Annotated in this window: 18 protein-coding genes; 11 read left to right on the forward strand and 7 right to left on the reverse strand. The window is 71.2% G+C overall.

What is annotated here, in order from left to right; translation table 11 throughout:
- The first annotated feature begins 25 nt into the window (after positions 1-25).
- Complete coding sequence (locus tag OHA21_RS02750; protein ID WP_328469785.1) at positions 26-1,171, forward strand: LLM class flavin-dependent oxidoreductase; 1,146 nt, start codon at positions 26-28, stop codon at positions 1,169-1,171.
- A 57-nt stretch (positions 1,172-1,228) separates the two neighbouring features.
- On the opposite strand, the gene OHA21_RS02755 is transcribed toward OHA21_RS02750, so the two are convergent.
- Positions 1,229-3,280, reverse strand: a complete 2,052-nt coding sequence (locus OHA21_RS02755) for an MMPL family transporter (protein WP_328469787.1) — start codon at positions 3,278-3,280, stop codon at positions 1,229-1,231.
- A 75-nt stretch (positions 3,281-3,355) separates the two neighbouring features.
- Between OHA21_RS02755 and OHA21_RS02760 the strand changes: the two genes are divergently transcribed.
- From OHA21_RS02760 to OHA21_RS02770, 3 genes are read left to right on the forward strand one after another with little or no spacing between them, the layout of a single operon-like run.
- On the forward strand, positions 3,356-3,874 hold the full coding sequence (locus OHA21_RS02760; RefSeq protein WP_328469789.1) for a MarR family winged helix-turn-helix transcriptional regulator: 519 nt from the start codon (positions 3,356-3,358) through the stop codon (positions 3,872-3,874).
- 30 nt (positions 3,875-3,904) lie between these two features.
- Complete coding sequence (locus OHA21_RS02765) at positions 3,905-4,744, forward strand: tetratricopeptide repeat protein (RefSeq protein WP_328469791.1); 840 nt, start codon at positions 3,905-3,907, stop codon at positions 4,742-4,744.
- 23 nt (positions 4,745-4,767) lie between these two features.
- On the forward strand, positions 4,768-5,190 hold the full coding sequence (locus tag OHA21_RS02770; RefSeq protein WP_328469793.1) for a nitroreductase/quinone reductase family protein: 423 nt from the start codon (positions 4,768-4,770) through the stop codon (positions 5,188-5,190).
- Between the two features lie 13 nt (positions 5,191-5,203).
- Here OHA21_RS02770 and OHA21_RS02775 read toward each other — a convergent pair whose 3' ends face one another.
- Together OHA21_RS02775 and OHA21_RS02780 are read right to left on the reverse strand one after the other, a co-directional pair.
- Positions 5,204-6,073: an alpha/beta fold hydrolase gene (locus OHA21_RS02775; RefSeq protein ID WP_328469795.1), complete on the reverse strand. Its 870-nt coding sequence runs from the start codon at positions 6,071-6,073 to the stop codon at positions 5,204-5,206.
- 42 nt (positions 6,074-6,115) lie between these two features.
- Complete coding sequence (locus tag OHA21_RS02780) at positions 6,116-6,523, reverse strand: MarR family winged helix-turn-helix transcriptional regulator (protein ID WP_328469797.1); 408 nt, start codon at positions 6,521-6,523, stop codon at positions 6,116-6,118.
- A gap of 144 nt (positions 6,524-6,667) precedes the next feature.
- Between OHA21_RS02780 and OHA21_RS02785 the strand changes: the two genes are divergently transcribed.
- Positions 6,668-8,413, forward strand: a complete 1,746-nt coding sequence (locus tag OHA21_RS02785) for an ABC transporter ATP-binding protein (protein ID WP_328478260.1) — start codon at positions 6,668-6,670, stop codon at positions 8,411-8,413.
- Positions 8,414-9,184: 771 nt separating this feature from the next.
- Here the strand turns inward: OHA21_RS02785 and OHA21_RS02790 are convergent.
- On the reverse strand, positions 9,185-9,742 hold the full coding sequence (locus OHA21_RS02790; protein WP_328469799.1) for a TetR/AcrR family transcriptional regulator: 558 nt from the start codon (positions 9,740-9,742) through the stop codon (positions 9,185-9,187).
- A gap of 89 nt (positions 9,743-9,831) precedes the next feature.
- Here OHA21_RS02790 and OHA21_RS02795 point away from each other — a divergent pair, with 89 nt between their 5' ends.
- Positions 9,832-10,800, forward strand: a complete 969-nt coding sequence (locus tag OHA21_RS02795; RefSeq protein ID WP_328469801.1) for an oxidoreductase — start codon at positions 9,832-9,834, stop codon at positions 10,798-10,800.
- Positions 10,801-10,827: 27 nt separating this feature from the next.
- On the opposite strand, the gene OHA21_RS02800 is transcribed toward OHA21_RS02795, so the two are convergent.
- From OHA21_RS02800 to OHA21_RS02810, 3 genes are read right to left on the reverse strand one after another with little or no spacing between them, the layout of a single operon-like run.
- Positions 10,828-11,460: a nitroreductase family protein gene (locus tag OHA21_RS02800; RefSeq protein WP_328469803.1), complete on the reverse strand. Its 633-nt coding sequence runs from the start codon at positions 11,458-11,460 to the stop codon at positions 10,828-10,830.
- The gene (locus tag OHA21_RS02805; RefSeq protein WP_328469805.1) at positions 11,457-12,254 is read right to left on the reverse strand and encodes an alpha/beta hydrolase; all 798 of its coding nucleotides are present in this window, start codon (positions 12,252-12,254) and stop codon (positions 11,457-11,459) included. Before OHA21_RS02805 ends, OHA21_RS02800 begins: the two co-directional genes overlap by 4 nt.
- A gap of 5 nt (positions 12,255-12,259) precedes the next feature.
- Complete coding sequence (locus tag OHA21_RS02810; RefSeq protein ID WP_328469807.1) at positions 12,260-13,012, reverse strand: 3-hydroxybutyrate dehydrogenase; 753 nt, start codon at positions 13,010-13,012, stop codon at positions 12,260-12,262.
- Between the two features lie 230 nt (positions 13,013-13,242).
- Here OHA21_RS02810 and OHA21_RS02815 point away from each other — a divergent pair, with 230 nt between their 5' ends.
- From OHA21_RS02815 to OHA21_RS02835, 5 genes are read left to right on the forward strand one after another with little or no spacing between them, the layout of a single operon-like run.
- On the forward strand, positions 13,243-14,403 hold the full coding sequence (locus tag OHA21_RS02815; RefSeq protein ID WP_328469809.1) for a substrate-binding domain-containing protein: 1,161 nt from the start codon (positions 13,243-13,245) through the stop codon (positions 14,401-14,403).
- Between the two features lie 5 nt (positions 14,404-14,408).
- Positions 14,409-15,155: an ABC transporter ATP-binding protein gene (locus OHA21_RS02820; RefSeq protein ID WP_328469811.1), complete on the forward strand. Its 747-nt coding sequence runs from the start codon at positions 14,409-14,411 to the stop codon at positions 15,153-15,155.
- The gene (locus OHA21_RS02825) at positions 15,152-15,856 is read left to right on the forward strand and encodes an ABC transporter ATP-binding protein (protein WP_328469813.1); all 705 of its coding nucleotides are present in this window, start codon (positions 15,152-15,154) and stop codon (positions 15,854-15,856) included. Before OHA21_RS02820 ends, OHA21_RS02825 begins: the two co-directional genes overlap by 4 nt.
- Complete coding sequence (locus tag OHA21_RS02830; RefSeq protein WP_328469815.1) at positions 15,856-16,722, forward strand: branched-chain amino acid ABC transporter permease; 867 nt, start codon at positions 15,856-15,858, stop codon at positions 16,720-16,722. Before OHA21_RS02825 ends, OHA21_RS02830 begins: the two co-directional genes overlap by 1 nt.
- Positions 16,719-17,900: a branched-chain amino acid ABC transporter permease gene (locus tag OHA21_RS02835; protein WP_328469817.1), complete on the forward strand. Its 1,182-nt coding sequence runs from the start codon at positions 16,719-16,721 to the stop codon at positions 17,898-17,900. Before OHA21_RS02830 ends, OHA21_RS02835 begins: the two co-directional genes overlap by 4 nt.
- Positions 17,901-17,957: the final 57 nt, after the last annotated feature.

Here is a 17,957-nt window from a genome sequence, read left to right on the forward strand (position 1 = left end):
GGGAGTTGTAGGTAGTCTTCCGGCCATGGACTTCCACTGGTTTCTTCCCACCAACGGTGACAGCCGGGACATCGTCTCGGGCGGCCACGGCGTACCGGTCGGCTCGGCCGGTGGGGTGCGCCCGCTGACCATCGGTTACCTCGGCCAGATCGCCCGCAGCGCCGAGCAGCTCGGTTTCGTCGGCGCGCTCACCCCCACCGGCGCGTGGTGCGAGGACGCCTGGCTGACCACCGCGATGCTGACCGAGGTCACCGAGCGGCTCAAGTTCCTGGTCGCGTTCCGGCCCGGGCTGATCTCGCCCACCCTGGCCGCCCAGATGTCGTCCACCTTCCAGCGACTCTCCGGCAACCGGCTGCTGCTCAACGTGGTCACCGGCGGCGAGTCCCACGAGCAGAAGCAGTTCGGCGACTTCCTCGACAAGGACGCCCGCTACGCCCGGACCGGGGAGTTCCTGAGCATCGTCAACGCGCTGCTGCGCGGCGAGACGGTCAATTTCGAGGGCGAGCACCTGCACGTCGAGGACGCCCGGTTGTCCCGGGTCCCCGAGGTGAAGCCCGGCATCTACTTCGGCGGGTCGTCGAAGGCGGCCGGGCCGGTCGCCGCCGCGCACGCCGACGTCTACCTGACCTGGGGTGAACCGCCCGCGCAGGTCGCCGAGAAGCTGGCCTGGATCCGCACCCTCAAGCCGGAGATGAGGTTCGGTATCCGGCTGCACGTGATCACCCGGGACACCGCCGACGCCGCCTGGGCCGAGGCCGACCGCCTGCTGCAGAACGTCTCCCCGGACGACATCGCCGAGGTGCAGGCCGGGCTGCGGCGCAGCGAGTCGGTCGGGCAGCAGCGGATGCTCGAGCTGCACGGCGGCGAGCGCGACGGCCTGGTCGTCTCGCCGAACCTGTGGGCCGGGGTCGGCCTGGTCCGCGGCGGCGCCGGCACCGCGCTGGTCGGCAGCCACACCGAGGTCGCCGACCGGCTCCAGGAGTACGCGGCGCTCGGCATCTCCGAGTTCATCCTCTCCGGCTATCCGCACCTGGAGGAGGCGTACTGGTTCGGCGAAGGGGTCCTGCCGGAGTTGCGCCGCCGTGGCGTCTGGCAGCATCCGGCGGGGGACAAGAACACTGCGCCGGCGGCGATTCCCTTCGCCGGCGTACCCCTGCCTGCCTCTTCTTGACAGGGTTGAGCCCGGCCGCGCGGAAAGCGCGACCGGGCTCCTGGCGGTGAGTGATGCCTACTTGGTGTCCGCGGACTCGGTGATCTTCGCTCGGTCCACCGCTTCCCAGTCCTGGCGCGGGCGGTGGGCGGACGACGGCTCGGCCTCAATGGCCTGCGGACGGCCCGGCCACCAGAATCGGTCACCGGTGAGCGTGGCCAGGGCAGGCACCAGCACGGTACGCACGAGCAGGGTGTCCAGCAGCACTCCGATACCGACGATGATGCCGATCTGGGTGAGGGTGACCACCGGCAGCACCCCGAGCACTGCGAACACCGCCGCGAGCAGGATGCCCGCGCTGGTGATGACGGCGCCGGTGACCGCCAGGGCGTGCACCATGCCCTCCCGGGTGCCACGCTTCGGCGTCTCCTCCTTGGCCCGGGTGACCAGGAAGATGTTGTAGTCCACGCCGAGCGCGACCAGGAACAGGAACGAGAACAGCGGCACCGAGTTGTCCAGGGCCGGGTAATCGAACACGTTGCGGAACAGCCACGAGCCGGCGCCCAGCGAGGCCATGAAGCTGAGCACCACGGTCGCCATCAGCAGCAGCGGGGCGACCAGGGCGCGGAGCAGGACGATCAGGACGATCAGCACCACCGCGAGGATCACCGGGACGATCGTCAACAGGTCGTCGCGGGCGGCGTCGCGGGTGTCCAGGGCGGTCGCCACACTGCCGCCGACCAGCGCGTCGTCGCCGACCCGGTCCCGCAGCTCGCGGATCGTGTCGAACGCCTCAGCGGTGTCCGGCGCGGCCTCCAGCACGGCGCTGATGCTCACCTGCGTGTCGGTGCGCTCGCCGATCCGGGCCTGGGCGACGCCGGGCGTGTCGGTGACCGTGGTGAGGACCTGTTCGGCCTTGTCCGGGGTGGCCAGCACCACCGCGGGTCCGGCAGCGCCGGCCGGGAAGTACTTGCTCAGCGTCTCCAGGCCGGCGACCGACTCGCTCTCGACCCGGAACTGCTCGGTCTGCGACAGGCCGACCTTGGTGCCGAGGCTGCCCAGCGACAGCAGGGCGAGGATGGCCACGGCCAGGGCGGTCACCGCGGTGGGGCGGCGCACGACCATGCGGCCGACCTTGGCCCAGAAGCCCTTGCCGTCCTCCGGGCCGGCCTGGCCGACCCGCGGGATGAACGGCCAGAACAGGCCGCGGCCGCAGACCACCAGCGCGGCCGGCAGCACGACCAGGGCGAACACCATGGCGATCGCGACACCGGTGGCCGCCGTGACGCCCAGCGCGGCGTTGGTCTTCAGGCTGGCCAGCAGCAGGGTGAGCAGCGCCAGGATGACCGTGCCGGCGCTCGCCGCGATGGCCGGGCCGGCCCCGCGCAGCGCCTTCGACATGGCCTCGAAGCGATTCTCGTACTTGTGCAGCTCCTCGCGGTAGCGGGAGATCAGCAGCAGCGCGTAGTTGGTGCCGGCGCCGAACACCAGCACGGTGACGATGCCGGTCGTCGAGCCGTTGATCGCCAGGCTGGTGTGCTCGGAGTAGAGCGAGATCGCCTTCGCCGCGAGCTGGTCGGCGAATCCGACCACGAACAGCGGCACGATCCACAGGATCGGGCTGCGGTAGGTGACCAACAGCAGCACGGTCACCACCACCACGGTGACGATCAGCAGCCGGGTGTTCGCCCCGCTGAAACTGTTCGCCAGGTCGGCGCCGAACCCGGCGCCGCCGGTGACCTGCGCGGTCACCCCGGCCGGCAGCCCGTCCTTGGCCTTGGCGCGCAGCTCGTCCACCACGCGGATGGTCTCGTCGCTGTCACCGGTGGCCGGCAGGGTCACGGTGATCAGCGCGGCCTTGCGGTCCTCGGAGAGGATCGGCTGCCCCAGGTCCTGAACGCTCGCCAGGTCGGCGTCGGTCAGCGCCTCGCCGCCCTTGGCGATCACGATCAGGGCCGGGTTGGTCCGGCCCGACGGGAACTCCTTCTGCAGCTGCGCCACCCGGGTCGACTCGGCCGAGGACGGCAGCGACGAGGTGGCGTCGTTGTCCGTCTTCGTCGTCCCGGCGAAGGCGAAAACCAACCCGCCGAGCACGAGGGCCAGCAACAGTGTTGCCCAAGCCCGTCTCATGAAAGCCTCCAAGACTGAGAATCTTTACTATCGAGATTGTTCACGACCGAGGACGGATCTGCAACACTTACCCCCGTGGAAGGGAACGAGACCGCGGAACGGCAGCGGTTACGCAGGGCGCTCGTCGACCTGCTGAACACGTACAGCAGCGAGGCGCAGCACATCGGGCACGCCTTCGCGAACCGCAACCATCTGCATGCCACCGACATGCACGCCCTGCTGGCGGTGATGCACGCCGAGCGGCACGGCAACCCGCTGACGCCCGGGCGGCTCGGTGAGGCGATCGGGCTCTCGTCCGGCGCCACCACCGCGCTGATCGACCGGCTGGAGCGGGGCGGGCACCTGCGCCGCACCCGGGAGAGCAACGACCGGCGGGTGGTGCACCTGCGCTACGGCGACGCCGGCATGAGCCTGGCCATGGCGTTCTTCACCCCGCTGCGCCCGCACACCGACGCGGTGATGGAGAAGTTCAGCGTCGAGGAGTTGCAGGCCGTCGAGCGGTTCCTGGCCGGCATGGGCGAGGCCCTGGTCAGCTACCGCGACGAGCTGCGCGGCCGACCGGTGCAACCGGAGCGCAACGGGCCGCCTTCGTAAGTCACGGCCGCGGTCGCCGATCAAGGCGGCGTGCCTACCGAGCCTCTCCTGATCGAAGCCGACGCCCTGCTGGCCCGCGGCCGTGCCGGCAACGCCGCGAACCTGCTCGCCCCGTTCGTCGGGCGTGAGCCGGGCAACATCGGCGCCTGGCACCGGATGGCCCGGGCCCGGCTCGACCTCGGTGACGCGCCGGGCGCCCTGCGAGCCGCCGGCGCCGCCTGGCAGCTCGACCCGGACGGCGCCGAGGCGCTGTTCTGGGTCAGCCGGGCCTGCACGGCGCTCGGGGAGCACGCCGAGGCCATCGAATCCGCGTACGGCGCCTGCCAGGACGACCCGGGCAACCCGCGGATGCACAACCGGCTCGCCGAGGCCCAGCTGGCCGCCGGCCTGACCGCCGACGCGGCCGAGGGCTTGCGCATCGCGGTCGAGCTGGCCGGTTACGACCCTGATCTGTACGTCACCTACGGGCTGGCGCTGTTCGCGATCGGCCGCCCGCTCAGCGCGCGGGAGGCGGTGGCCCGGGCGCTCAACCTCGACCCGGAACACGCCGGCGCCCGTACCGCGCTGAGCCGGATCGAAGCCGCCATGCGCGGCGTCGTGGACGCCCCGTCCCTGGCCCAGGCCGCGGACGACTTCGCCGAGTCACTGCGCGTCCACCCCGGCAGCCACCTCGTGACCCGCCCGTCGCAGCGCCGTGACGCGCTCGCCCACGTGGCCCGTGTCTCGATGATCTGGTTCCTGGCCGCCTTCGGCGTCGTGGCGGCCCTGGACGTCACGAGCCTCGTCACGGTTCCGGAGAACATCTACTTCGGACTGCTGTGCGCGACCACCGGCGCCGGCCTGGTCCACCACTTCACCCGGCTGCGCTGACCGGAACTCGGTAGCGTGAGGTGATGGCGTCCTTCAACGACAACATCATCGACATCTTCCGGGCGAACGACGGGGTGGTCGGCATGCACTGGGAGGGCAAGACCCTCCTGCTGCTGCACCACATCGGACGGCGCTCCGGCGCGGAGCGGGTCAATCCCCTGGTCGCGGCGCCGGACGGCGACGCCTACGTGGTCTGCGCCAGTGCCGGCGGCGCCGCGGAGGACCCGCAGTGGGTCGCCAACCTGGAAGCCGCCGACGGGCCGGCCACGATCGAGCTCGGCGCGGCCACGCTGACCGCCGACTACGAGGTGATCCGGCCGGGCGACCCGCGCTGGGCCGACCAGTACGCGATCTGGCGCGACTACTGGCCCGAGGCCGCCGAGTACGAGAAGAAGACCGACCGCAAGTTCCCGGTCGTCCGCCTGCACGTGCCGCCCTCGGCCTGACCCGCAGTTACGCCTACCGGCTCAGCAGGGTCCGCAGGATCTCGCCGGCGTGCGTCCACAGCAGCGCGCCGCCCGCGTCAGGCAGCACATGCCGGTGTGCCTGCGGCAGGCGGGCGCTCAGAGCGGCGCCGAAGTCGGGGGAGTGCACCGGGCTGGTGTCGGCGGCGCCGTACCAGAGGTCCACCGGGATGGTGATGCCCGCGGGATCGAACGGCCAGCGGGCGGAAGCCAGGACGGTGTCCCGGGCGTACCCCTCCGGGCCCGGCGCGAGCGCTTCCGCCATGGCGTGCTGGTAGGCGCCCGCGAACGCCGGGTCGGTGTAGACGCCGCGGTCCCGCTCCCCGGCCATCGTCAGGATCCGCTGCCAGAACTCGCCGGGCTCGCCGAACCCGGCGAAGAACCGCTCGGCGGCGGCCGGATCGGCGCGTACCGCCTCGATCATCGCGGTGACATCGGCGGGCAGCGCCGCGGCGTGCACGGGATGCGCGAGTTCGTCGGTGCCGGCCACGACCGCCGCCGCGGTGAGGACGCCGGCCGCGGCGCAGGCCAGCAGGAACGGGGCGCCCTGGGAGAAGCCGACTCCGCGTACGCCGGTGAGCTCCCGCAGGCGGCACAGGTCGGCCATGTCGGTGGCGAAGTCGAGCAGATCACGGCCCGGATCCGGATCGGAGGCGCCGAGCCCGGGCCGGTCCACCGAGATCAGGCGGACGTTGAGCCCGGCGACGAGATGACTGCCGAAGCCGAGGGAGCGGCTGGTGGCCGCGCCGGGGCAGAGCAGGACGGGTACGCCGTCGAGGGGTCCCCACTCCGCCCAGCCGAGCCGTCGTCCGGCCGGTAACCGGGTGCTGCCGAGTCGCTCGGGTGCTGCTGTTCCGTACTCCACAGCGGGCCATTCTGGCTTTCGGAGCGCACCCTGTCGCGCGGTTTAGTCGTGGAGCTTGCGCAGGATCCGGGACAGCGTGGCGCGGTCGGTGGGGCTGAGCTCGGCGAAGAGGCGTTCGCCCTCGGCGGCGCGGGCCTGGCGGATCGCGGCGCCGGTGTCGGTGCCCTGCGGGGTGAGCGCGACCAGGGTGGCCCGGCGGTCGGCGGGGTCGGGCCGGCGTTCCACCAGGCCGCGCTGCTGCAGGTCGTCGACGACCTCGGTGGCGGAGCGCGGGGCGATGCGCAGATGCTCGGCGAGCGCGCTCAGGCGCATCTCGCCGTGGTGCATCAGCACGCCCAGCGCGCGGGACTGCGACGGTGAGACGTTCCACGGTTCCAGGGCGACCCGGGTTCGGTGACGCAGCCGGCGGGTAACGGCCCAGAACGACTCGAGCAGGCTTTCGTCCTCCACGGGAACAAGCTACCAAGAGTTGGCGTTGTTACCTCATGTTGAGGTAACCTCATCAATTGATCGCCTCTTTCGCGGGGCGGCACGCGTAGCCCGTACAGGGAGGGCTCTTTGGCTCAAGGACAAGGCCGCGGCGCGGCACCCACAGTGACCCCGGCGGAGAAGGCGCAGGCCCGATCCGTCTCGTTGCGCCGGATCGGCGCACTCTTCCGCGGCCACCGCCGGCAGCTCGCCGTCGTCGTGGCCGTCATCGTGATCTCCTCCGGCGTGGCGATGATCTCGCCGTTCCTGCTGCGCGAGGTGATCGACGTCGCGCTGCCGCAGGCTGACCTGCGGCTGCTCATCTGGCTGGTGGCCGGCATGGTCGCGGTCGCCGCGGTGACCGCCGCGCTCGGCGTCGTGCAGACCTGGATCTCCACGGGCGTCGGGCAGAAGGTCATGCACCGGCTGCGCACCGACGTCTTCACCCACCTGCAGCGGCAGTCGGTCGGCTTCTTCACCCGGACCCGCACCGGCGAGGTGCAGTCCCGCATCACCAACGACATCGGCGGCATGCAGCAGGTGGTCACGTCCACCGCGAGTTCCGTCGCCTCGAACTTCACCACCGTCGTCGCCACGCTGGCCGCGATGACCGCGCTGTCCTGGCAGCTCACGCTGGTCTCGCTGGTCGCGCTGCCGCCGGCGATCATCCTGACCCGGCGGGTCGCCCGGATGCGCCAGAAGATCACCGCCCAGCGCCAGCGCGAGCTCGCCGACCTCAACGTGATCATCGAGGAGGGCCTGTCGATCAGCGGCATCCAGCTGAGCAAGACGATGGGCGCCGGGGACGCGCAGATCGACCGCTTCACCGCGTCGTCGCGCCGGCTGATCGACCTCGAGCTGCGTTCCGAGCTGGCTGGGCGCTGGCGGATGGCCGCCATGAGCATCGTGTTCGCCGCCATTCCGGCAGCGATCTACCTGGCCGCCGGCTTGCCGTTCGCGGCCGGGGGGATGAGCATCGGGACGCTGGTCGCGTTCACCGCGCTGCAGGGCAACCTGTTCCGGCCGCTGATGAGCCTGCTGGACGTGGGGGTCACCCTGACGAGCTCACTCGCGCTGTTCGCGCGGATCTTCGAATACCTCGACCTGCCGGTCGAGATCAAGGAACCGGCCAGCCCGGTGCGGCTTTCCGCGGTGCGTGGCCACTTGCGCTTCGAGGACGTGACTTTCGCGTACGAGGGAAGCCCCACAGCAGCCCTCGCCGGAGTGAACCTCGACGTCCCCGCCGGGTCGTCACTGGCGCTGGTCGGGGAGACCGGCTCCGGTAAGAGCACGATCGCGGCCCTGATCGCCCGCCTGCACGACCCGACGTCGGGCCGGGTGACGATCGACGGCGTCGACATCACCGACATCTCGCTTTCGCAGCAGGCCTCGATCGTGGGCGTCGTCAGCCAGGAGACCTACCTGCTGCACACGACGATCCGGGAGAACCTGCGCTACGCCAAGCCGGACGCCACCGACGCCGAGATCGTCGCGGCCGCTCGCGCCGCCCAGATCCACTCGCTGATCGAGGCGCTGCCGGACGGTTATGACACCATGGTCGGCTCGCGCGGGCATCGTTTCTCCGGCGGCGAGAAGCAGCGCATCGCGATCGCCCGGACGCTGCTGCGCGACCCGCGGATCCTGGTCCTCGACGAGGCGACCAGCGCGCTGGACAACGAGACGGAGCGGGCTGTGCAGCGCGCTTTCGACGAGCTGTCCCGCGGGCGGACTACGGTGACCATCGCGCATCGGCTGTCCACGGTCCGCGACGCGGACCAGATCGCGGTCATCGATCACGGCCGGATCTTGGAGTCCGGCACGCATGATTCGCTGGTGCGTGACGGTGGGCGGTACGCGATGCTGGCCCGGTAGCGGCTTGTGTTTCAGGGGTACGTGCGAGCTTGTCGCGCCGACGTTGTGGCCGTTCCCGGCGTTCCGCGCTCGCCGGCTGCCTTGGCGCGATCGCCAGGCTTGTTCTGTTGGTTGCGCTCGAACCATTCAGGTCTTGGTTCGGCCGTGAGTGCTCTTCCTTTCGGCGCGGCAGCCCTTTGGCCTGACAGCGCCTTCCCCGGCGTGGCAGCCTTCCTTTGGCCTGACTGCTCCTTCCCTGGCGTGGCAGCCTTCCTTTGGCCTGACAGCTCCTTCCCTGGCGTGGCAACCTTCCTTTGGCCTGACTGCTCCTCTTTGGCGTGGCAGCGCTGGCGTGCGGCCGGGGCTGCTATTTCCGCCTCTTCGATCACTGAGCCGTCCGCTGGCGCTCCCTGCCGGGCGGTGAGACAGCGCTACCGAGCGGCAGGGTGATCAACCGGGCTCGAAACAAGGCCCGAGCCGCGCGTCAGCGACCTCACCGGCCCAGCGTCGGTGCTTGCTTGCCGGCTGCCCCTGTGCGCTGCTGCCCGGCCTGGGAGGAGATCCGCCAGGCACGAGGGTGGCCCGGAGCGTGGCTGCCTGAGCCGGCGGTCGCGCCGCGGCTGTGATCCGACTGGGTATGGTGGTCGCGCCGGGGCTGTGGCGCGACTGGGTCCGGCGGTTGCGCCGGGGCTGTGACCCGATGCCCGGGATCGCGTGGTGCGCATAACGGACATGACTTCGCTGAGGCCGTGTAGCCCGTACCCCCGGGGAAGCGGAACGAAGCCCAAGCCGTCAGGGATTGCGCAGGCCCGCGGTGACCACGGCGATGATGCGGTCCAGTGCGGCAGCGTCGGTGCTCCCGGCCGGGTGCGCCTGACAGCCGACCATCAGCGCCTTCAGGTCGGGATATTCGATGTCGAGCCGGACCGCGCCGGCCTGCTGGGCGCGGGTGAGCAGGTCGCGGAGCCGGCCGGCCACGTCGTGCCCGGCCTCGGCGCCGACCGTGTCCAGGTCGTAGCCGGCACCCGCGAGCGCCTCGGCGAGTCCGCGATTGCCGGCGCCGGCGTGCACGAGCGCCCCGAAGTACTGGAAGAACGCCTCACCGGGCTCCTCCTCTGCGGCGAGCGCGTCGGCCTCCGCGGTCAGGCCGGCCATCCGCTCCAGCAGGATCGCCGCGAACAGCGACTCCTTGGTGGGGAAGTGCCGGCTCACGGTGCCGGTGCCGACCCCGGCCCGCCGGGCGATCTCGTGCACCGGCACGCCCAGCCCTTCCGTGGCGAACACCTCGGCGGCGACCTCCAGCACGCGCGCGCGATTGCGGCGGGCGTCAGCACGCAGCTCTCTCGGCAACCCGTCCTCCATTGCTAAACGGGATGAGCATCCCGTATATTCGAATAAGCGGGACACTCGTCCCGATTCTATCGTCAGGAAGGGACAGCATGGCACGGCACTGGACCGCAGCAGACGTTCCCGACTTGCACGGCCGCACCGCGGTGATCACCGGCGGCAACACCGGGCTGGGCTTCCAGACCGCCCAGGTGCTCGCGGTCCGCGGCGCCACCGTGGTGCTGGCATGCCGCGACCCACAGCGCGCGGCGGCAGCCGCCACCCAGATCGGCGACACTCCGCTCCGCCGCACCGTCGACATCGTTCACGTCGATCTCGCCTCGCAGGCGTCGGTGCGGGAAGCGGCCGGCCGGCTGCGTGCCAGGCACCCACGGATCGACCTGCTCATCAACAACGCCGGCGCGTTGATGCCACGACGCTCCACCAGCGAGGACGGTTTCGACCTGACCCTCGCCACCAACCACCTGGGTCCGTTCGCGTTCACCGGCCTGCTGCTCGGCGCGATGCTCGCGGTGCCCGACGCGCGGGTGGTGACCGTGAGCAGCATCGGTCATCGGTATGGCGCAGGCACGATCAACTTCGACGACCTGCACTTCAGCGACGCCCCAGAGCCGCGCGGGCCTGATCGCCCCGCCTACTTCCAGTCCAAGCTGGCCAATCTGCTGTTCACCTACGAGCTGCAGCGCCGTCTCACCGCCGCCGGGGCGGGCACCATCGCCGTCGCCGCCCACCCCGGGAACGCGCGCACCGAGTTCGGCCGCGCCCTGAGCCCGGTCGCGCGAGCCCTGATGAGCCCACGCGCCCGCCCGCTGACCTGGTGGCTCATGCAGAGCCCCGAGGTCGCGGCGCTCGCGGTGCTGCGGGCCGCGACCGACCCGGAGGCGCGCGGTGGTGACTTCTTCGGGCCTCCGGGGCGGTTCCAGTTCACCGGCCATCCGGTCAAGGTCGACTCCTCCGCCGCGTCGCACGACGAGGCGGCTCAGCGCCGGCTCTGGGCCGAGTCCGAGCGACTGACCGGCGTGACCTTCCCAATCCCGGCTCAGCTGCAGCGGAGCGGCTGACCCGGGGTGACATTCCCCGGTGCCCGCTCAGCTGTAGCGGTCGTAGAAGACGACTTCGTCGAGTGGGCGGCGCTTCGGCTGCGACCAGCGGCCCTTCGCCGGGTGGCCGAGTGGGATCAGGGCCATCGTCAGCGCGTCGTCAGGCAGGCCGAGCAGCTTGCGGACGTCCTCCTCATGGCCGATGTGCAGGGTGGTGAGGGTGGCGCCGAGGCCGTGTGCGCGGGCCGCGAGGATCAGGTGCTGCACCGCGCCGTAGATGGAGGAGCCCAGCCGCGGGTTGGTGGACTTCGCGGCACCGAGCAGCACCGGGATGATCCAGACCGGGGCTTCCTCCAGGTGGTTCGCGAGGTGGTCGGCGGCGAGGAAGCTGGCCTTGCTCATCGTGCTGCCGGGCGGCGCGTTCAGGATCTGCTCGCGCCGGGAGCCGTAATGGCGTTCCCAGCCCTCGCGGTACCACTCGGCGATCTGCCGCTTGGTGTCCTGGTCGCGGACCACGATCCACGCCCAGAACTGGCCGTTGCCGGCCGACGGGCCGCGGATCGCGGCGTCCAGGATCTCCCGGATCACGTCGTCGTCGATCGGCTCGGTGGACAGGTAACGGCGGGCCGGCGTGGAGTGCAGCGCCTCGAGCAGGCCAAGATCCTGCGGCTGGTCGGTCATGGGAGGAGCGTAACGATCCGTTCCGCGACCCGCGGAGCTTGCATGATCGTGTAGTGGTTGACGTCCGGGACCAGTTCGTGGTCGACGCCGGTGAGCTGGTCAGCGGTGTAGAGGCCGCGGTCCTCGTCCATCAGGCCGCGCGGCGCCCAGAGCAGCGGGTACGGCGCGGGCACCGGCTTCGTCAGCATGTCGGCGGCGTCGGCCCGGATGGCTTCGATGTTGCAGGACGATCCGGTGCCGGTGAAGTCGCGCAGCACGTACGCCGCGAAGTCCGGTGTCCAGTAACGGCCGAGCGCCGGGTTGGCCCGGAAGTAGTCCAGGTAGGCGTCCGGCGACGCGAAGGTCATCGACAGCCGGGTCATGGCCGGGCCGATCACCGCGAGCAGGGCGGCGTCGACGTCGATGCCGGGCGGCACCGGCAGGGCCACGCCGCCGTCGACCATCAGCACCGGGCCGACCCGCTCCGGGTGCCGGGCCGCGGTCGCGGCCACCACGAAGGCGCCCATCGAGTGCCCGACCAGCGGCGCCCGCTCGACGCCGAAGTGGTCGGCGACCGCGACCAGATCGTCGGCGTGCGCCGACATGCCGAACGGGCCGGGCAGGTGAGCGCTGCCGGCACGTCCGCGCAGGTCCGGGGCGATCAGATGTACGCGTCCGCGCAGCTCCCGGGCCACCGCGGCCCAGGACAGCCCGTTCGCGGTGATCCCGTGCGCGGCCAGCACGACCGGGCCGTCCGCGGGCCAGCTGAGCACCCGCAGTTTGCCGCCCGCAACCTTGATGTCGATCTCTTCCATGACCGTCAGTGTGCCGTCCAGCCGCCGTCGATGGTGATCGACGAGCCGGTGATCAGGCGGGCCGGCGGCGCGCACAGGTAGGCGAGGATCTCCGCCACGTCCTCCGGCTCGACCAGCTCCTTGATCGCCGCCCGGTCCAGCATGATCTTCTCGACCACGTCGGCGGCCGGGATGCCGTTGACCGCGGCCTGGTCGGCGATCTGCTTGTCGACCAGTGGCGTGCGCACGAACGCCGGGCTGATGCAGTTGGAGGTGACCCCGTACGGCGCCCCCTCCAACGCGGTGACCTTGGACAGGCCTTCCAGGGCGTGCTTGGCGGTCACGTAGGCGGCCTTGAACGGCGAGGCCCGCAACCCGTGCACCGAGGAGATGTTGATGATCCGGCCCCAGCGGCGCTCGTACATGTGCGGCAGCACCAGCCGGATCAGCCGGAACGGCGCCTCCGCCATCACCCGCTGGATCAGCGTGAACTTGTCCACCGGGAACTCGCCCAGCGGCGCCACCACCTGCAGTCCGGCGTTGTTGACCAGCACGTCCACCGTCGCCGGCAGCGCGTCCACGGCGTCGAGATCGGACAGGTCCGCGGCGATGGCCCGGCCACCGATCGCGGCCGCCACCTCCTTCGCGGCCCGCTCGTCGATGTCCACCGCCACCACCTCGGCGCCGGCCGCGGCCAGCCGCTCGGCGCACGCACGCCCGATGCCGCTGCCCGCGCCGGTCACCATCGCGGTGCGGCCCGTCAGATCAAGGTCGACCACTGAACTTTTTTCAACGTGGCCAGGGACGTGCGGCCCGGCGCCGGCCGACGGCCCTGACGCCGTCGGCCCGATGCCAGGTTGAAAAAGGTTCATTGGTTCCGTCGTCATGGCGCCGAACGTACGGACCGCCGCCCGTCATCGATATGTGTCCGGGACACACAACCGGGCGCCACCTCATGTGATCGAAGGCCGTGGTTTTCGCCACACCCCAGCTCCTAGCGTGTGGCCCCATGAATCGTCCTCTCACCACGGCCGTCGTCGCGGCGGCTGCCCTGCTCCTCGCCGCCTGCGGCAGCCCACAGGCGGCCACGGACGGCTCCGGCCCGATCCGCGTCGGCATCGTCTACTCGCAGTCCGGTCCGCTCGCCACCTACGGCGCGCAGTACGCGGACGGTTTCAAGGCCGGCCTCGCCTACGCGACCGGCGGCACCGGCAAGATCGGCGACCGGGCGGTCGAGGTCACCTACGCCGACGACGCCGGTGACCCGGTCAAGGCGGTGTCGGCGGCCAAGGACCTGATCGGCAAGGGCTACCAGGTGCTCGGCGGGTCCACCTCGTCCGGCGTCGCGCTGCAGGTCGCCCCGCTCGCCGCGGAGAACAAGGTGCTGTTCGTCTCGGGTCCGGCCGCCACCGACGGGATCACCGGGGTCAACAAGTACACGTTCCGGTCCGGGCGGCAGTCGTACCAGGATGTGCAGACCGCCAAGTCGTACCTCGGCGGTGGCAAGAAGGTCCTGGTCTTCGCGCCGGACTCGGCGTTCGGCAAGTCGAACGTCGACGCCGTGACCGCGGTCCTCGGCGGCGCCGGCGCGACCGTCAGCAACATCGCGGTGCCCGCCAACGCCACCGACTTCACCCCGTTCGCCAGCCAGATCAAGGCCGCCGCCCCCGACCTGGTCTTCGTCGCCTGGGCCGGCACCACCGCCGGCGCCATGTGGCAGGCCCTCGACCAGCAGGGCGTGCTCGCCTCCACCAAGGTGGTCACCGGTCTGGACATCCGCGCCTCGTGGGCCGGTTTCGGCGCCGGCGCGACCAAGCTCAACCTGCTCGCGCACTACTTCGACGGCGCCACCGACAACGCCGCCTACCAGGCGCTGAAGGCCGCGGTGCCGGGCGGCAAGACCGACCTGTTCCACCCGGACGGGTTCGCCGCCGCGCAGATGATCGTGCACGCGCTGCAGAGCAGCCCGGACGATGTCGACAAGATGGTCAGCGCGCTCGAGGGGCACAGCTTCGACTCGGTCAAGGGCAAGCTCACGGTCCGCGCCGAGGACCACGCCCTGCTGCAGCCGATGTTCCAGGCCAAGCTCACCGACGCCGAGACGGCTACCCCGGCCGGCACAGTGTCCGCCGAGGACGCCGCCCCGCCCGCGGCGGCGATGAAGGGTTGAGTTCCATGGCGGCCGTCGCGGTCGACGGGGTGTCGTGGCGGATCGGGGCCGTGCCGATCGTCGACGACGTGACACTGCGCCTCGAACCGGGCGAGTTCATGGCGCTGATCGGGCCCAACGGCGCCGGCAAGACGTCACTGTTCAACCTGATCAGCGGGCTGCGGCGGCCCAGCTCCGGGCGGATTCTGCTGGGCGGGGACGACGTGAGCACGCTCGCCCCGTACCGGCGGGCCCGCCTCGGCCTGGGCCGCACCTTCCAGACCTCGGCGGTCTTCGGCTCCCTCACCGTGGCCGAGAACGTCGCCCTGGCGGTCCAGGCCCGGCAGGGCGGCGCGATGCGGGCGTGGCGCAAGCGCGCCGACCGCGACATCGCGGTTCGCACCGACAAGATCCTTGCCGAGGTACGCCTGACCGAACGCGCAATGCGGCTCGCCGGTTCCCTGGCACACGGCGAGAAACGGAAACTGGAGATCGCCCTGCTGCTCGCCGGCGAACCGCGGGTGCTGTTGCTTGACGAACCGATGGCCGGAGTCAGCGCCGAGGAGGTTCCGGCCCTGGTCGCGGTGGTCCGGGAGTTGACCGCCGACACCGGGCGCAGCGTGCTCATGGTGGAACACCACATGGACGTCGTGCTCGACGTGGCGGACCGGGTCGCAGTGCTGCACCACGGCGCGCTGCTCGCCTGCGACACGCCGGACGCGGTGATGAGCGACCCCTTCGTGCAGGAGGCGTACCTGGGGGAGGACCTGTGATCCTCGAAGTAGCCGATCTGTCCGTGCGGCTCGGCGGCTCGCACATCCTGCAGGGTGTCGCCTTCGACGTCGCCGAGACCGGGGTGACCGCGCTGCTCGGGCGCAACGGCGTCGGCAAGACCACCACGTTGCGGGCGATCCTCGGTGAGGTGCCCGCCGCCGGTTCGGTGACGTTCGACGGGCGGCCGGTGCTCGGCCGGCACACCCACAAGCTGGTCCGGGACGGGCTGGCGTACGTGCCGGAGGACCGGTGTGTCTTCGCCGGACTGACCGTGGCGGAGAACCTGCGCCTCGCCGTCCGGGTCCCGTCGCCGGACTACGACCTGGTGTACGAGCTGTTTCCCGAGCTCAAGGCACGTGCCGCCCAGCGGGCCGGGACGCTGTCCGGCGGGCAGCAGCAGATGGTCGCCATCGCCCGGGTGCTGCTCAACCCGAACCGGTTGCTGCTCGTCGACGAACCGACCAAGGGACTGGCGCCGGCCGTGGTGACGGCGGTCGCCGGGGTGTTGGAACGGGTCGCGTCACGCGTACCGATCCTGCTTGTCGAACAGAACCTGGCGGTGGTCCGCCGGCTCGCCACCGACGCGGTCGTGCTCGAAGCCGGGCGGACCGCCTGGCGTGGCCGCGCCGCCGACCTGCTCGGAGATGCCGAAGCGACGAAGTCGCTGCTCGGCGTCGGATCCACCGCCGGGAGGCATTGATGTCCACCGTGGTCCTGCTGACCCTGACCGGCCTCGGCCTGGCCGCCCTGTACTTCCTCATCGCCTCCGGCCTGTCCCTGGTCTTCGGCCTGGCCGGGGTCCTCAACTTCGCGCACGGCCTGTTCCTGTCCGTCGGCGCGTACGCGACCTGGTGGGCGGCCCCGCTCTGGGGCTGGCTGCCGGCGCTGCTGTTCGGCGTCGCGGCCGGCGCGGCGACCGGCGCGCTGGTCGAGCTAGTGCTGATCCGGCCGCTCTACACACGGCATACCGAGCAAGTGCTTGTTACGGTCGGGCTCTCCCTGGCCGGCGTGGCGCTGCTCCAATCGGTCTGGGGTGCGGACGCGCGGGTCTTCCCGCGGCCGGCCTGGACGTCGTCGGTGGTCAGCGTCGCCGGCGCGCAGGTGCCGGCCGACCGGTTCCTGCTGATCGGCGTGGCCGTCCTGGTGCTGCTCGGTCTGCTGGCGTTCCTGCGGTTCACCCGGTACGGCTTGGTGATCCGGGCCGGGGTGGAGAACCGCAACATGGTCAGCGCGCTCGGCATCGACGTGCGCAACGCGTTCACGCTGGTCTTCGCGATCGGTGGGGCCCTCGCAGGGCTGGCCGGGATCCTGGCCGGCACGTACTTCAGTTCGATCTCGCCGGGTCAAGGCGCCTCGCTGCTGATCTTCGCGTTCATCGTGGTGGTGATCGGCGGCCTCGGCTCGGTGGCCGGGGCGGCCGGTGCGGCGGTCGCGGTCGGGTTGTTGCAGCAGTTCGTGAACTACTACGGCACGGCCGGGGCGGGGGATGTGAGCGTGGTGGTGCTGCTTGCTGCGGTGCTGCTGCTTCGCCCGGCCGGTCTCGCTGGGAAGGTGGCTACGGCATGAGTGAGCGCAGTTCCGTCCCGCTGGATGCTCCGGCCTCCGCTTTCTCTTCATCTCCTTCGCCGGCCGCTCCGGCGGCTGCTCCAGCCTTGCCCGCTGCTTCCCCTGGGGCCGGTTCCTCTGCGGGGCCCTCCCGGCTGCGGCGTGCCGCGCCGCTGCTGGTGCTCCTGGTAGCGGTCCTGCTGCCGTGGTCGACGCTCAGCCTGCCCGGCCTGTTCGACGGCCCGCTGAACTCGCCCGGCACCCTGCAACTGCTAGCGCTCTGCCTGGTCTTCGGTGGGCTGGCACTCGGCTACGACCTGCTCTTCGGCCGCGCCGGGCTGCTCTCCTTCGGCCACGCGCTCTACATCGCCGCCGGCGCCTACGGCGTGGACATCCTGGTCAGCCACTACGGCTGGGAACTGTGGACCGCAGCCGCAGCAACCGTCCTCGCCGCAGCGTTGCTAGCGGCCCTGCTCGGCTCGGTGGCGCTGCAGACCTCCGGCATCGCGTTCTCCATGGTCACGCTGGCCTTCGCCCAGGTAGGCCACATCGTGATCAACCGGGATCCCGGCGGCCTGACCGGCGGCGAAGAGGGCCTGCCCCTGGCCAGCGCAGGCCTGCCGGCCGCCTTCGTAGGCGTAGCCAACACCGTCAACCTCTACTGGCTGGCGTTGGCGTTCCTGACCGTCGTAGTCCTGGTGGTCCACACGATCGACCGCGCCCCGCTGGGCCGAACGCTGACCGGCCTACGCGACGACGAGCGGCGGATCGCAGTGCTGGGGCTCTCCCCGTACCGTCTCAAATTGCTGGCGTTCGTCCTGGCCGGCGCCCTAGCCGCCCTGGGCGGTGTGACCTATGCGGTGGTGGTCGGCGGAGCGTCACCGCACGTGGCGTCCTCAGAGCTCACACTGTCACTGATCGTGATGGCCGTGCTGGGCGGCGCCGGCACCCGCTGGGGCGCGGTCCTGGGCGGCATCCTCTACGCCTACCTGGACCAGCGGCTGGCCCGCCTGGGCGGCTCCTTGCCGGGACCGTTGGGCGAGCCACTGTTCGTACTGGGAACGCTGTTCATCCTGGCGGTCTACTTCGTGCCGGGCGGCTTGGCGGGCTTGGGCGGCCGATTGGAGCCGGTGCGGCGCGCCCTGGGCCTGCGGCGGGAAAGTGGCGGCGAGCCCGATCCGGCGGTCCGCACGCGGTAACCCTGGCAGCCGGCGTAATGGCCGCATCGATACAGGCGGTAAGGCAGTGGACATGGG

Source organism: Actinoplanes sp. NBC_00393 (assembly GCF_036053395.1).
Taxonomy (GTDB): domain Bacteria; phylum Actinomycetota; class Actinomycetes; order Mycobacteriales; family Micromonosporaceae; genus Actinoplanes.

What these genes read in the sequence shown, in the direction of transcription:
- OHA21_RS02750 (WP_328469785.1), top strand. Translation starts at nt 26, where the DNA reads ATGGACTTCCACTGGTTTCTTCCCACCAACGGTGACAGCCGGGACATC.
- OHA21_RS02755 (WP_328469787.1), bottom strand. Translation starts at nt 3,280, where the DNA reads ATGAGACGGGCTTGGGCAACACTGTTGCTGGCCCTCGTGCTCGGCGGG.
- OHA21_RS02770 (WP_328469793.1), top strand. Translation starts at nt 4,768, where the DNA reads ATGGCGTCCTTCAACGACAACATCATCGACATCTTCCGGGCGAACGAC.
- OHA21_RS02795 (WP_328469801.1), top strand. Translation starts at nt 9,832, where the DNA reads ATGGCACGGCACTGGACCGCAGCAGACGTTCCCGACTTGCACGGCCGC.
- OHA21_RS02800 (WP_328469803.1), bottom strand. Translation starts at nt 11,460, where the DNA reads ATGACCGACCAGCCGCAGGATCTTGGCCTGCTCGAGGCGCTGCACTCC.
- OHA21_RS02805 (WP_328469805.1), bottom strand. Translation starts at nt 12,254, where the DNA reads ATGGAAGAGATCGACATCAAGGTTGCGGGCGGCAAACTGCGGGTGCTC.
- OHA21_RS02815 (WP_328469809.1), top strand. Translation starts at nt 13,243, where the DNA reads ATGAATCGTCCTCTCACCACGGCCGTCGTCGCGGCGGCTGCCCTGCTC.
- OHA21_RS02820 (WP_328469811.1), top strand. Translation starts at nt 14,409, where the DNA reads ATGGCGGCCGTCGCGGTCGACGGGGTGTCGTGGCGGATCGGGGCCGTG.
- OHA21_RS02830 (WP_328469815.1), top strand. Translation starts at nt 15,856, where the DNA reads ATGTCCACCGTGGTCCTGCTGACCCTGACCGGCCTCGGCCTGGCCGCC.
- OHA21_RS02835 (WP_328469817.1), top strand. Translation starts at nt 16,719, where the DNA reads ATGAGTGAGCGCAGTTCCGTCCCGCTGGATGCTCCGGCCTCCGCTTTC.